Genomic DNA, 12,046 nt, shown 5'->3' on the forward strand with positions numbered 1-12,046 from the left:
GCTAGCGCCCGCGTCAGCGACGGTCCACCCGGAGCAGCAAGGCCCGGCGACCTGGCTACCCCCGGGAGGAGCGACGTGTGCGCCGCCCCGGCCTGGCTTTCGGATCTCGTCGGGTCGCGCAGTCGCACAAAAGAGAGGAACCCCAGCCGATGCACGGCTGGGGTTCCTCGTGGTGGTGAGTGTCGATCAGGCGGGTCAGCGCTTCAGGGTGAGGATGCCCGGCCGGTACGGCAGGTTGTCGTAGGAGGTGTTCGGCGGCGTGTTGGGCGCCTTGCCCTGGTAGAGGAACTGCAGGTTGCAGGGGTCGATGGTCATGGTCTGGTCGGGGTTGGTGCGGACCAGGTCGCCGTGGCTGATGTCGTTGGTCCAGGTGGCGCCGCTGTTGGCCTTGCCCGCGAAGGGGTTGGACTCGGTGGCGGCCTGCGGGGTCCACGGACCGTTCAGGCTGGTGGCGGTGAAGGAGCGGAAGTAGCGCTGCTCGCTCGCACCACGAGCCTCGACGATCATGAGGTACTGGTTCTGGCCCTTGACCTTGTAGACCTGCGGTGCCTCGAACAGGTTCTTCACCGAGTCGCTCATGACCGTCGTGTACGAGGAGCCGAAGCTGCCGGGGAAGTTCCCGATCGGCATGCTCGACTTGTAGATCTTGCCGTTGTCACCGGCGAAGAACAGGTGGATGTTCTTGTCGTCGGCGATCAGGGTCTGGTCGATCGGCCCGGTCGGGGAGTCGACGCGGGGGATGCTGCCGGTGAACAGCGGCTGCGCCGCGGACCAGCCGTTCGGGTCGGTGGGGTCGCTGGAGGTGCGGTAGCTGAAGGGCGACGGACCCCACTGGTACGCCAGCACCCAGATCTTCTTGGGCGCGAAATAGAACAGCGTGGGCGCCACCGCCTTCTGGCTCATGCCCCTCTGGCGGGCCGACGCCATGTCCGGCCAGTCCGTGAAGGGGCTGAACGCCATCGAGCCGTAGGCCGATCCCGAGTAGTTCGACCCGTAGACCAGGTGCTTGCCGTTGTACGTCGTGGTGGTGAAGTCCTTCAGCGAGGCCCACCCGTTCGCCGGCTGCGCCAGCGCGCCCGTCGAGCTCCACCGGTACGTCGACGGAAGAGCACACGTGTCGCTCTTCGGCGCCGTGGTCGGCTGGAAGTTCCAGCGTTGGTTGCCGCGGCCGTTGGTGTCCCAGATCTGGACGGGAGTGCCGTTGGCGGTCCGACCGCCGGGGGTCTCCAGCGCCCGGCCGCTGGCGACGTTGGTGAGCGTGTAGGAGCCGTCGCTGTTCTGGCGGGCCTTCCAGCGCTGGTGGGCGCCGCCGTTGGCGTCCCAGACCGTCATCCTCGTCCCGTTGGCCGTCCGGCCTGCCGGCTCGTCCAGTACCCGGCCGCTGGCGATGTTCGTCAGGGTGTAGGAGCCGTCGCTGTTCCGGCTCGCCCGCCACTGCTGGTTGGAGGCGCCGCTGGCGTCCCACACCTGGAGCGGGGTGCCGTTGGCGTTGTGTCCCGCAGGCTGGTCGAGCACGCGTCCGGTGGCCGCGTTGGAGAGTGTGTAGACGGTGCCGGAGGTGATGCCCCCGGCCTGCGTACCGCCGCTGCCGGTGCTGCCGGTGCTCCCCTTGCTGCCCAGGGCGGTGAGCACCGCGCCGTGGGCGGGCTTCTTCTTGCCGGCCGCGTCGAACAGCAGAGCGTTCTCGCCGGTGCGCCAGGAGTCGCTGTCGCGGATGCCCCACACCGTGATGCCCGTGCAGCGAGCGACGTTCATGCACGCCTGGACGGCGTTGCCGTACGCGGTGGCGGACGCCTGGGCGATGTCGAGCTCGGTGATCTGGACGTCCACGCCGAGCGCGGCGAAGTTGGACAGGGTGGTCTGGAAGCTGGCCGGCGGGCCGCCCGCGCCGAAGTGGCTCTGGAGGCCGACGCAGTCGATGGGCACACCGCGGGACTTGAAGTCCTTGACCATCTTGTAGACGCCCTGGGTCTTGGCGTCGGACCAGTTCTCGATGTTGTAGTCGTTGTAGCAGAGCTTGGCGGAGGGGTCGGCGTTCCGGGCGGTGCGGAAGGCCTCCTCGATGAAGCCGTTGCCCAGTACGTCCTGGAACACGGAGCTGCGGTGCTGTCCGCTGCCGCCGTCGGCGAAGGCCTCGTTGACCACGTCCCAGGCGTAGATCTTGCCCTTGTAGTGGGTCATCGTCTGGGTGATGTGGTTCTTCATCACCGTGCGCAGGGTGCCGGCGTCGGTGATGGACTTGACCCAGTCGGGCAGTTGGGAGTGCCAGACCAGGGTGTGGCCGCGCAGGCGCTGCCCGTGCGCGGAGGCGTGGCCGGCGATCGAGTCGGCGGCGGCGAAGGTGAACTTCCCGCGGGAGGGCTCGATGGCGTCCCACTTCATCTCGTTCTCCGGGGTGATCATCTTGAATTCCCGGTCGAGAATGGCGGAGTACGTGGAGTCGCCGAGCCTGCCCGCGGCCACCGCCGTGCCGAAGTAACGGCCGCTGCCTGCCGCCGCGTCGGCGGCCGTGGCCGGTGCGGCGGTCTCCGGCGTGAGTGCGCCCATGGCGACCAGGGGTACGGCGGCAGCCGCGGCGGCGAGAACCACGGAGGCGGCGATCACGCGGCGGGTCGCCGGACGGCGGCGATGAGAGCGGTTCTGATCTGACAACGGCATGTCCTTCTGGCAGCGGGCCTTGATCCGGCCCCGGATACCTTCCAGTCGCCGCCACGCGCACACAGGTTGCCGCGCTCGAGGGAAGAATTTCCACGGACGTCGCCACCGTCCCCACCCACTTCCACGGCGACCTGCCGACCACCGTGGACGCGCACCTACGCCGATGGGAGCAACGCCGTCCGGCCGACCGACGGGACCACGCACCAGCAGGTCGGGCATTGGTCCCCCCGAATGCACCGCCGGCTACACGGCCCTGGGATCTCTGCCTCTGCCTCTGCCTCTGCCTCTGTCTCCGTCTCTGCCTCTGTCTCTGCGCGGGCATTGAGCTGTGCGGCAAGGGGACTCGTCCCCTTGCCACACAGCGGCGTTCACCGGGTCGGGACGAACCCTCCCCGGACCGACGCGGAACCGTCTGAACCCTGCGCGTCGACGCGGTAGCCGTCGCCCGCGGCGCTGCGGTCGCCGCTGCCGTTGTTGAACTGCGCGGCGAACTCATGGCTCCCGGCCGGCACGGTCACGCCCGGCTTGAGGACCCAGCGGTGGACCAGCGTGCCGCCGGCCTCCTGGACGGTGACCGTGAAGTCGCCGCTCGGCAGGGTCTGCCAGGTGCCGGTGTTCTTCACCTCGCCCGTCTGCACGATCCGGATCTCGACCGTGAGCGAGGTGAGCGGCTGGGTCGTCCTGAGGGCGAGGTTGCTCTGCGTCCAGTAGACGGTGCTCTTCGGATGCACCGAGCCGGCCGACCACAGCGGCCCGTCCTGGCTCTCGCCGACGGCCGGCGACGGACTGGTGACCGACGGGGTCGGGCGCATGCTGCCCGGGGTGGTGACCGGGGCCGGCGCGACAGGGGTGGGGCGGGCCGATGTCGGGCGCGGAGAGCTGACGGTCGGGGACGGGGTGGCAGACGTGGTCACGGTGGGCGAGGGCGACGGCGACGGCGATGAGGTGGCGACGATGGCGGCGACGGCGAGGCCGCCGGTCGCCAGGATGCCGGTGGCGGCGAGCCCGGCGAGGGCGATCCTGGTCCCGGACCTCGCGAACGGCCGTGCGCGGTGTCGGACGGCGGGGCCGGCCATGCCGCGTTCCACCCGGGCCAGCATGCGCGCGCGGTCGGGCTGGTGGGCCTCGGCGGCCTCGCGCAGCCGACGGTCGATCTCCTCGTTCACCGGTTCCTCCTTCCTGGCACCAGATCCCCGGCCGCTCGTGCGCCCAGTATCCTTTCCAGCTCGGCCATTCCCTTCGAGGTCTGGCTCTTCACCGTTCCGACCGATACGCCCAGCGCCGCCGCCGTGTCCTTCTCCGACAGGTCGAAGGCATGCCGCAGCACCACGCAGGCGCGCTTGCGGAACGGCAGCCGGGCGAGCGCCGCGCGGACGTCCAGCACGGCCGCCACGTCCGGCCCCTCCACCTTCTCGGGGCTGCGGGACCAGAACAGTGTGATCCGGCGTCGCTCCCGCACCTGGCTGCGGATCCGTCCCCGCGCCAGGTTGGCCACCACACCGCGGGCGTAGGCGAGCGGGTGGTCGGCCTGCCGCAACCGGTCCCAGCGCTGCCACAGGGCGACCAGGGCATCAGCCGCGAGGTCGTCCGCCGCGTCGGTCTCGCCGGTCAGGAGGTGTGCCAGACGGGCGAGCTCGGCATAGTGGCGTTCGAAGAATTCGTGGAACTCCGCGGACGCGTCATCGAGGACCATCCCTCGGTCGCCCTCTCCTAGCCATGATGTGCGCATTGGTTGCGCATTTAACAACAACCGGGGGCGCAGCCTAACAACAGCCGGCCCGCCGCGTCGCAGAGGCCGCCGAGGTCGCCGACGCCCTGCGGACGACCGACCCCCGCCCCGCCGCGCCGCGCCGCGCTGCGCCGTGCTGCGCCGCGCCGTGCTGCGCTGCGCTGCAGTTGGGCGTGGCCAAGGCCCCCTGGCGGATCGCCGAATCGCCCGAGACCCGCCGACCCCTGCTCGACTCCCTCGCCCACCCGCAGTTCGGCCACGCCGGCCACCTTCACCGCCCCGACGCCGGGCGCCCCCCCCAGCGGCTGCTCACGGACCCCGGGCGCGCCGCACCCTGATCAGCGCCGGCGACGGCACGTGGCGAAGCTGGGACGCGACCACGCACCGACTCACCGGGTGAAGGCAGTGGGTGGAGGCAGTGAGGGAAGGCAGTGAGGGAAGGCAGTGGGTGGAGGCATTGGGTGGGGGCATTGGGTGGAGGCAGTGGGTGTCGGCAGTGGGTGGAAACAGTTCCGCACGGCCAGGCGGCCGCCGTCGACCCGCACGCGCGCGTGCTCGCGGTCACGGCGCGCGCTCGCGGTCATCGGCCCCGCGGCACCCGGCCGTGGTGCCCGGCAGTCGGCCGCTGGACCGCCGGCTCGGCGTGATCATCTCCCAGTTCGACGTGCGCTTCACCGACAACGACCGGGCCGATCCGACCGCCGACGGGCACCGGTCGAGGCTGGGCTCGGCCGCGGACGGCCGGGTGCTGTTCGAGGCGCGAATAGCGGCCACCACGGCCACGGCCGTCGGCGCGGACGCCGCCTTCTCCGCCGGGGCCGACGTCGCCGAACTGCGGGTCCCTCCGCTCTTGCCACTCCTCTCATCTGTTTCTTGTCCCGACGACGCTCGTTGGCGCGCATCCGCTACGCTGTCCCTGGTCGGCCGTTGACGCGTCGCGTTGTCCGCTCAAGTGGTATGGCGGAGAGCATGCACTACGTCTGACCACCGGGTTTGTACTCCTCGTCGAAGATCCACAGGCTGGATTTTCAACAAGGTCTCCAACAAGCCGCTGCCTTCGTAGCTCAGGGGATAGAGCACCGCTCTCCTAAAGCGGGTGTCGCAGGTTCGAATCCTGCCGGGGGCACCAGCCAAAAGGCCCCGGACCGATCATGGTCCGGGGCCTTTGACATCCACTTCTGACATCAACGGGGTCGGTCACTGACGACCGGGCCGCCGCTTTTGCAGTAGCCGGTCGATGTGGCTCATGGCCTCTCGCTGGGTGTCCTGCACGACGTGCGTGTAGACGTCCATGGTGATGCTGATCTGGGAGTGCCCGAGGATCTCCATCACGACGCGGGGTGCCACTCCGGCCGCCGTGAGGAGGGTCGCCGTGCCGTGGCGAGCGTCGTGGAGCCGGATGACGCGAAGGCCGGCGGACTGGGCGATGCGGGTGAAGGAGCGGTAGACGTTGCGCGGCTCGACCGGGCGGCCGGTGCGGGTGGTGAAGACGTAGGCAGACTCCTGCCACCTCTCCCCCGCCTTGGCACGAGCAACTGCCTGCCGCATGCGGTGCCAGCGGAGGGGCGCGATGCAGAGGGCGGGCAGAGGGACAGCACGGCGCCGACGGCTCTTCGGATCGTCGTCGTAGAGGACGCCACGGCGTCGCTGGGTCTGCTGGCGGACGTACAAGACGCGGTTGTCGAGATCGAGATCCGACCAGCGGAGACCGACGATCTCGCCACGGCGCAGGCCCATGGCGATGGCGAGCACGAAGGCCGCGTAGAGCGGGTCCTTGCGGGAGGCAGCAAGGAAATCGAGCGTCTCGTCAAGGCTCCAGGGCTTCAGCTCACGGGAGTCGGTGCGGGGAGGCTCCACGAGCTTGGCAACGTTGCGCGTGATCAGCTCCTCACGGCAGGCAGAGGACAGCGCCGACCGCAGAACTCGGTGCGACTCCTTCGCCGTTGCTGCCGTGGTCTGCTTCTCCAGGCGGACCAGGAAGCGGCGGACGTCGGCGACGCCGAGGGATTCGAGCCGCTTGGCGCCGAGCAGCGGCACGAGGTAGAGCCGGACGTGTGCCTCGTACTTGTCGTACGTGCTGAGCTTCCGCCGAGGCTTGATCAGGTTGTCCAGCCAGTACGGCAGCCACTCGGACAGCTTCGCCGAGCGGGTCGGCACGGGCACGCCCTGGTCGACCTTGGCAAGCAGCTCCCGGCGCTTCGTGTCGCACTCCTGCCAGGTCTTGCCGTAGGCGAACTTGCGGGCCCGCGTACCGTCCGGCTGGAGGACGTAGACCGCGCATTGGTAGCGGCCGTCCTTGCGCTTGGTGATGGTGCCCGCACCGTTGGGGTTCCGCTTGCGCTGACTGGCCATCAGGCAGCCTCCTCGATCTGGCCGAGGATGAAGTCCCGAACGGCGTCGGCGGGTATGCGGCGAGCACCATCAATCTTGATCGAGACCAGGCGGTGCGAGCGGATCAGGTCGTAGACCTTGGAGCGACCGAGCTTGAGCCGCGCCATGACTTCCGGCACGGTCAGCAGTTCGGCGGTGGCAGTGATCATGCTGCGGCTCCTTCCAAGGCGAGTTGGTCTTGCAGGGCCTCGCGGGCGGTTTCGCGGTTGAGCTGGAGGTCGCGGGCGATGGTGGCGGCGAGGGCGGATTCGCCAGGTGTGTGGCCGTGTCCGGCGTACTGCCAGTCGGCCAGCACGAGGACGGTGTCCGGCTCGCGGTCGTCCAGGCCGAGGGCAGCTTGTTCCTGGGCGGCGCGGTAGTCGGCGCGGGCCTGGCGGAGGGCGCCGAGGGTGGTGGAGTAGCGGCGGGACTTGGAGCTGAAGTGGCCGCGGAAGCCGAGCATGTGCGCCCAGGCCCAAAGGCGGCGGTCGGGGTACAGGGGGTCGAGCGCCTTGCACGCCTCGATCAGGCGTCGGGCGTGGTCCGGGACCTGGTGGCGGTCGAGTTCGGAGAGTTCGCCGATGCGGCGATCGAGGGTGCCGGTGTTCTCGGCTGCCTTGGTGGCGTACTTGGCCACGTAGGAGGCGACGGCCTGTTCGGTGATGTCGGAGCCGTCGCCGAACGCCTTCACCGGCCGGACGTCGAGCTGCGTGCCCCAGCGGAAGGTGCGGGTCGGTTGGTCGTCGGCGGCCGGGACCGAGACCGAGGTGTACGAGTGCGCGGCGGCGGCGCAAATGGCGTCCGTGATGAGGTCGACCGTCGCCCAGGCGGGCGGTGGCGTTTCGGGTCCCTCTGGGCCGTCGAGGCGAATCACTGCGTGGAAGTGGAGGGCGCCCCGCTTCTGGAACTCGGCGACCTTGCCGTAGGAGACGCGTACGTGGTCGGGGAGTTCGCGGCGGGTGAGTCCGGCGCGGGCGGCGATCTCGCGGCGCAGGCGGGTGGTGAAGCGCTGCCAGAGGTCGCCTGCGTGGTTGTTGAAGAGGACGGTGCCCGCGTAGTCGTAGGTCGCCGGGTCGAGGGCGGTGCCGAGGGCGGGGTCATCCGGTGTGTGGCGGGTGCCGCAGCGGCAGGCTCCTTGGTCGGGGCGGTTGTGGACCGGGCCGAACGAGGGTGCGGTGAGGGTGGCGAAGACCCGAGGGTGGTCGCGGACCGTCGCGGGGATGTCGCGGCGGTCGTCTCCAGCCAAGCCCGCGCGGATCAGGTGGTACGTGTCCCCCGCGTAGGTCCAGGCGCAGGACGGACAGCGGGAGGCGCGGCGGTTGCCACATGCGACCCGGAGGCGTCCGCCCGGCTCGGACTCGGTGGAGTAGTGGTGCAGGGTCTCGCCGGTGGTCTTGTCCTTGTGGAGGGTCCAGCCGGTCAGGTGGATGGGGTCGGCGCATCCGCCGGTACGGCGAACCTGGTCTTCCCAACGGGTGTAGTCGGAGGCCGAAGCCACCCTCAGCAGGTCGCCGAGGGTGGTCGGGTCGAGCAGCGTGTCAGGCACGGGCGCCCTCCCGCGCGTGGCGGGTGCGGGTGACGCCGAGGCCCTGGCAGGCCGGGCAGTGCGCGGTGATGGTGCGCAGGTGCCCGTGCCGGTCGCGACCTCCGAGGGTGATGGCGGCGGAGGCGAAGCCGCCGCAGTTCGAGCAGATCCGCGCGGTTGTGGCGGTGGCCGGGTTGGGGCCGGTCATGATGGAAGTTCCTTCCGGTTGAAAGATCGGGTAGGGACGGCGCCCGGGCGGCGGATGCTTGGCGGTGTCAGGCCGCCCGGGGGGCCGGTCAGCGTCGCTTGGCCTCGGAGGCCAGCAGGGAACGCAGGACGACCGCGCACACGGCGACCGAGACGCCCGTGATGGCGACCGCCAGCAGAAGCGAGACCAGGACGGCCCCCACGACCAGGACCACGGCCGTACCACCGCCGACAACGGCGATCAAGGCACCGGGAGTGAGCTGGACCGTGGGCCGGGACGGCGCCGGAGCCACCGAGGCGGGCGACGGAGTTTCGGAGCTCGGCACGACGGCGGTCGGCTCGACCACGGCGGGCGGGGCGACGTAACCGGTCGGGGTGGGCATGGTCGGGATCTTCGGGCGGAGCATCGGCGGTTCTCCCTTCCGGGTTGGGCTACTTGACGAAGGTGTTGATGGCGGGGGCCAGGACGCTGTCGGCGAGGAGGAAGCCGCCGAGCAGCAGCACCGCGATGAGCCAGGCGGGCGGGCGGATGAGCTTGACGCCGAGGTAGCCGACGACGAGCAGGGCGAACCAGAGCGGTACTTCCATGGCGGTGGCCTCCTAACGGACGCGGCAGCGGTGGGTACGGGCGGCGAGCTGGGCGGCGGACTGGCTGGAGTAGTCGGCGGACCAGCCGCAGCCGTCGGCCGTGCACACGGCGGCGTGCTTGGTCTGGCCGTGGCGATCACGGTGGGTGCCGATCTGCACCGGGCCGATGCTCATCACCGAGTGGAAGTGATTGCGGGCAGGCATGGCGGATGGTTCTCCTTCCTGGTCAGGCGAGTTGGGCGGCAATCGCGTCGGCGAGCTGAGGCGGGACGCCAAGGCGCGTGCGCAGGGTGTCGGTGTCGATCGGGAATCCGGTGCGTGCCTGGTGGTCGGCGGCGACCTTGCGGGCGTGGTCGACCAGGGCGGCCGGGACCGGTGGTGCCGGGGTAGCGGGGAGAGCCGCGGCTTCCTCAGCAGCTGCAACCGGCGCCTGCTCCGGCTCGGCAACAGGCACGGGTTCGGGCTCGATGTCAGGTGCGGGGGCCGGGGCTGCGGGCGCCGGCGGAACCGGCACCCGGTCCCCGACCGAGTGGGCGAGGAGCGTGCCACCCATGAAGGCCAGCGCGGGCCACGCAGCGACGAGGATCCGCAGCCAAGCCGGGACGTCGTCCAGGTCGAGCAGTCCGGCGGTGGCGACATTGGCGCCGAGCGAGGCGACGAGGGCTGTGACGAACCAGCACCAGGCCAGCCGGGACGGACCATCAGTGCGGAGCCGTCGCCAGGCGGCGACCAGCAGCAGGTCGACGCTGACCGGGTAGGCCCAGGCCTTCCAGCCGTCCTGCCCGGCAGCGGCGGCGAGGTCGTGCAGGTGGGCGAAGGACAGGGCACCGGCGATGACGGCCTGGACGAGAACCGCGTCCACGCGCACGGTGGGGCGGGCCATCAGAACCCCTCCTCGCCGGGGTACTCCGGGCCCTCGGTGGGGTCGTAGTCGGCCGGAAACATGCCGGGCGGCGGCTCCGGCAAAGAGGCGGCCAGGCTCGGACCCACGATCTCGATGAAGTCCTGGTCAGCGTCGGTGTTGTCCGCGTAGAGGGCGAGTTGGCCGAGCATCAGGATGGTGCGGGCGAAGTCCTCGCAGTGGGGGCACATGAGGTGCGATCCCTTCTTCGGGCATGGCTCGGGTAGGGACTTGGCGCGATGCGGTCGCGCCGACCGTGGGGCGGGAAGAAGGTCAGCCGGTCGCTGGAGCAGCCTTGGAGAGCGGCACCGAAGCTCCGGGAAGGCCGGGCAACACCGGCCGGAAGGCCACGAGTTCCGGCAGATGCGGGGTGCGGTCAGCGTGCCGGTTGCAGGTGTTCACGGCCTGCCTGAGCGTGGTGTGCGGGGCGCGGATGCGGTGCCAGCCGCCGGTGGAGTCGCCCGCGATGGCAATCCCGCGCATGTCGGCGGGGATCTGGATGGCGGCGAGGACGGCGTCCGGGGAGATGTCGCCGAAGGCCATGTTCGCCGAGGATTCGTCGTTGACTCGGTGAGCGGTCCGGCCGGTGAGCTGGGCACGGAGCATGGTGATGCCCTTGCCGAGCTCGGAGCCGAAGCGCTGCCCGCAGATCTCCAGGTAGATCCCGGCGGCGCGGCCGAGCTGGGCGAGCCGGGCGAGCGCGGTGATGATCCGATCCCGGCGCTTCTCCTCGTCCTTGGTGGCAAACAGGGCGAGTTCGGCGACCTCGTCGACTAGGACCACGATCGGGACCGGGCGCAGGTGTTCGGGCAGGTTCCAGATGTCGGCGGCGATCTCAGCGTCTGGGACGTCGGCGGTGATGCGCTGTTCTGCGCGGATGAGTTGGTAGACGCGCTCCATGTGGTCGACCAGCGCGTCGAGGAGTTCGGCGGCGGTGTCGGGGTTGTCGGCGAGGGCGGAGAACCGGCGGGCGAGCGGGAAGAGTTCGACGCCCTGCTTGCAGTCGATGCCGACCAGGGCGACGTCCATCGGGGCGAGCCCGGCGACCAGGTTGCGCTGGTAGACGGACTTGCCGGACTCGGTGGCGCCGAGGGTGAGCGCGTGGGGTATCGCCCGGTAGTCGCGGTAGTGGATCGAGCCGTCCTCGCGCAGGGCGACCGGAACGCGCATCGGGCGGGTTTCGGTCTTGGCGGGCATCTGTACACGCTGGAGCACGTCGTAGCCGGTCATCCGCACTTCGACGACCCCGGAGCGCACTTCGCGCGAGGTGACGCCATACATCGAGAAGGAGTGCCGAAGGCGGTCGGAAGCGGCGGCGATGTCGAACGCGTCCTGGCCCGGCTGGAGCTTGAGCCGCAGGACGAGCCCGGTACGGGTCGGCCGCACCCGCAGGATGCGCGGCGCCCGGGACTCCGGCACGGGCCGGTTGGTGATCCGGGCAAGGACGAGACGCCAGCGCGAGGGAGGGACGGTCAGCCCACAGGCGTCCATGACGGAGGCGTAGCGGACCAGGACCCGGAGCGTGGCGAGCGTGACCCCGAAGGTCAGCCAGTACCAGGCGGGGCGCCGCCACCGCAGGAGACCCGCAGCGGCGACGACCAGCACGAGCGCGACCGTGAACCAGGTCATGGCTCAAGCTGCCTTGGGCTTCGAGGCAGCGGCGGCGAGCGAGGTGACGGCGACCGCGCGGAAGGCGATGCCGTGGCGCTTCTGGCCGTTGAACTCGTTCTCCCACGGCCGGGCGATCAGGCCGGTGAGGGCGACCGGGGTGCCCATGGCCAGCTCGCCGGAGATGCCCGGCTCCGGGACGGTGATGGAGAGGATCTCCACCTCGTCGTTCGCCGCGAACATCACATCGACGGTCATCATCTTCGCGCCGGTCTCGGCGTCGGTGGCGATCTCGCCCGTACGGCGGTCCTTGACCTTGGGCTGCGGGGTCTTGGCGACCATCACGGTCGCGGCGGAGGTGTCGACGGGAATCTGACGCACAGCGGATCACTCCTCTATAGAGGCTGGACTCCGTCACTCATGTACATGAGTGACATGAAGAAGAGTGCCTGACTCCTAT

At 70.3% G+C, this 12,046-nt stretch carries 16 protein-coding genes and 1 tRNA gene; 3 read left to right on the forward strand and 14 right to left on the reverse strand.

What is annotated here, in order from left to right:
• Positions 1-195: 195 nt before the first annotated feature.
• From GWK25_RS38345 to GWK25_RS38355, 3 genes are all read right to left on the reverse strand, one after another.
• Positions 196-2,658: a non-reducing end alpha-L-arabinofuranosidase family hydrolase gene (locus GWK25_RS38345; RefSeq protein ID WP_215456064.1), complete on the reverse strand. Its 2,463-nt coding sequence runs from the start codon at positions 2,656-2,658 to the stop codon at positions 196-198.
• Between the two features lie 368 nt (positions 2,659-3,026).
• Positions 3,027-3,824 carry a hypothetical protein gene (locus GWK25_RS38350; RefSeq protein WP_215456070.1) on the reverse strand — a complete coding sequence of 266 codons (798 nt, stop codon included), beginning with the start codon at positions 3,822-3,824 and terminating at the stop codon, positions 3,027-3,029.
• A complete protein-coding gene (locus tag GWK25_RS38355) occupies positions 3,821-4,351 on the reverse strand; it encodes a SigE family RNA polymerase sigma factor (RefSeq protein WP_215456071.1) in 531 nt (176 codons plus the stop codon). The genes GWK25_RS38350 and GWK25_RS38355 overlap by 4 nt, the downstream gene beginning before the upstream one ends.
• Positions 4,352-4,560: 209 nt before the next feature.
• On the opposite strand from GWK25_RS38355, the gene GWK25_RS38360 reads away from it, so the two are divergent.
• From GWK25_RS38360 to GWK25_RS38370, 3 genes are all read left to right on the forward strand, one after another.
• Positions 4,561-4,725 (forward strand): hypothetical protein, encoded by a 165-nt coding sequence (locus GWK25_RS38360; RefSeq protein WP_215456072.1) that lies wholly within the window; start codon positions 4,561-4,563, stop codon positions 4,723-4,725.
• A gap of 269 nt (positions 4,726-4,994) precedes the next feature.
• Complete coding sequence (locus tag GWK25_RS38365) at positions 4,995-5,318, forward strand: hypothetical protein (protein WP_215456073.1); 324 nt, start codon at positions 4,995-4,997, stop codon at positions 5,316-5,318.
• A gap of 122 nt (positions 5,319-5,440) precedes the next feature.
• Positions 5,441-5,516: transfer RNA gene (locus GWK25_RS38370), tRNA-Arg, on the forward strand.
• A gap of 68 nt (positions 5,517-5,584) precedes the next feature.
• Here the strand turns inward: GWK25_RS38370 and GWK25_RS38375 are convergent.
• From GWK25_RS38375 to GWK25_RS38425, 11 genes are all read right to left on the reverse strand, one after another.
• Positions 5,585-6,739, reverse strand: a complete 1,155-nt coding sequence (locus GWK25_RS38375; RefSeq protein ID WP_215456075.1) for a site-specific integrase — start codon at positions 6,737-6,739, stop codon at positions 5,585-5,587.
• Positions 6,739-6,927: a helix-turn-helix domain-containing protein gene (locus tag GWK25_RS38380; protein WP_215456076.1), complete on the reverse strand. Its 189-nt coding sequence runs from the start codon at positions 6,925-6,927 to the stop codon at positions 6,739-6,741. The genes GWK25_RS38375 and GWK25_RS38380 overlap by 1 nt, the downstream gene beginning before the upstream one ends.
• Entirely contained in the window at positions 6,924-8,303 is a 1,380-nt protein-coding gene (gene repSA / locus GWK25_RS38385; RefSeq protein WP_215456081.1) for a replication initiator protein RepSA, read from the reverse strand. The genes GWK25_RS38380 and repSA overlap by 4 nt, the downstream gene beginning before the upstream one ends.
• Complete coding sequence (locus GWK25_RS38390) at positions 8,296-8,490, reverse strand: hypothetical protein (protein ID WP_215456082.1); 195 nt, start codon at positions 8,488-8,490, stop codon at positions 8,296-8,298. The genes repSA and GWK25_RS38390 overlap by 8 nt, the downstream gene beginning before the upstream one ends.
• An 88-nt stretch (positions 8,491-8,578) precedes the next feature.
• Positions 8,579-8,896 carry a SpdD-like protein gene (locus GWK25_RS38395; protein WP_215456083.1) on the reverse strand — a complete coding sequence of 106 codons (318 nt, stop codon included), beginning with the start codon at positions 8,894-8,896 and terminating at the stop codon, positions 8,579-8,581.
• 25 nt (positions 8,897-8,921) lie between these two features.
• Positions 8,922-9,077: a hypothetical protein gene (locus tag GWK25_RS38400; protein ID WP_215456084.1), complete on the reverse strand. Its 156-nt coding sequence runs from the start codon at positions 9,075-9,077 to the stop codon at positions 8,922-8,924.
• Between the two features lie 12 nt (positions 9,078-9,089).
• Positions 9,090-9,281, reverse strand: coding sequence for a mobile element transfer protein (locus tag GWK25_RS38405; protein ID WP_215456085.1), 192 nt, complete (start codon positions 9,279-9,281; stop codon positions 9,090-9,092).
• Positions 9,282-9,303: 22 nt separating this feature from the next.
• Positions 9,304-9,960 (reverse strand): DUF2637 domain-containing protein, encoded by a 657-nt coding sequence (locus GWK25_RS38410; RefSeq protein ID WP_215456086.1) that lies wholly within the window; start codon positions 9,958-9,960, stop codon positions 9,304-9,306.
• Entirely contained in the window at positions 9,960-10,169 is a 210-nt protein-coding gene (locus tag GWK25_RS38415; protein ID WP_215456087.1) for a hypothetical protein, read from the reverse strand. The genes GWK25_RS38410 and GWK25_RS38415 overlap by 1 nt, the downstream gene beginning before the upstream one ends.
• Before the next feature lie 82 nt (positions 10,170-10,251).
• On the reverse strand, positions 10,252-11,607 hold the full coding sequence (locus tag GWK25_RS38420; protein ID WP_215456089.1) for an FtsK/SpoIIIE domain-containing protein: 1,356 nt from the start codon (positions 11,605-11,607) through the stop codon (positions 10,252-10,254).
• A 3-nt stretch (positions 11,608-11,610) separates the two neighbouring features.
• Complete coding sequence (locus GWK25_RS38425) at positions 11,611-11,967, reverse strand: hypothetical protein (RefSeq protein WP_215456091.1); 357 nt, start codon at positions 11,965-11,967, stop codon at positions 11,611-11,613.
• Positions 11,968-12,046: the final 79 nt, after the last annotated feature.

The sequence above is a fragment of the Streptomyces sp. ATCC 21386 genome (assembly GCF_018728545.1).
Classification (GTDB): Bacteria; Actinomycetota; Actinomycetes; order Streptomycetales; family Streptomycetaceae; genus Streptomyces.

What these genes read in the sequence shown, in the direction of transcription:
- GWK25_RS38345 (WP_215456064.1), bottom strand. Translation starts at nt 2,658, where the DNA reads ATGCCGTTGTCAGATCAGAACCGCTCTCATCGCCGCCGTCCGGCGACC.
- GWK25_RS38355 (WP_215456071.1), bottom strand. Translation starts at nt 4,351, where the DNA reads ATGGTCCTCGATGACGCGTCCGCGGAGTTCCACGAATTCTTCGAACGC.
- GWK25_RS38375 (WP_215456075.1), bottom strand. Translation starts at nt 6,739, where the DNA reads ATGGCCAGTCAGCGCAAGCGGAACCCCAACGGTGCGGGCACCATCACC.
- GWK25_RS38380 (WP_215456076.1), bottom strand. Translation starts at nt 6,927, where the DNA reads ATGATCACTGCCACCGCCGAACTGCTGACCGTGCCGGAAGTCATGGCG.
- GWK25_RS38390 (WP_215456082.1), bottom strand. Translation starts at nt 8,490, where the DNA reads ATGACCGGCCCCAACCCGGCCACCGCCACAACCGCGCGGATCTGCTCG.
- GWK25_RS38395 (WP_215456083.1), bottom strand. Translation starts at nt 8,896, where the DNA reads ATGCTCCGCCCGAAGATCCCGACCATGCCCACCCCGACCGGTTACGTC.
- GWK25_RS38400 (WP_215456084.1), bottom strand. Translation starts at nt 9,077, where the DNA reads ATGGAAGTACCGCTCTGGTTCGCCCTGCTCGTCGTCGGCTACCTCGGC.
- GWK25_RS38405 (WP_215456085.1), bottom strand. Translation starts at nt 9,281, where the DNA reads ATGCCTGCCCGCAATCACTTCCACTCGGTGATGAGCATCGGCCCGGTG.
- GWK25_RS38410 (WP_215456086.1), bottom strand. Translation starts at nt 9,960, where the DNA reads ATGGCCCGCCCCACCGTGCGCGTGGACGCGGTTCTCGTCCAGGCCGTC.
- GWK25_RS38415 (WP_215456087.1), bottom strand. Translation starts at nt 10,169, where the DNA reads ATGTGCCCCCACTGCGAGGACTTCGCCCGCACCATCCTGATGCTCGGC.
- GWK25_RS38420 (WP_215456089.1), bottom strand. Translation starts at nt 11,607, where the DNA reads ATGACCTGGTTCACGGTCGCGCTCGTGCTGGTCGTCGCCGCTGCGGGT.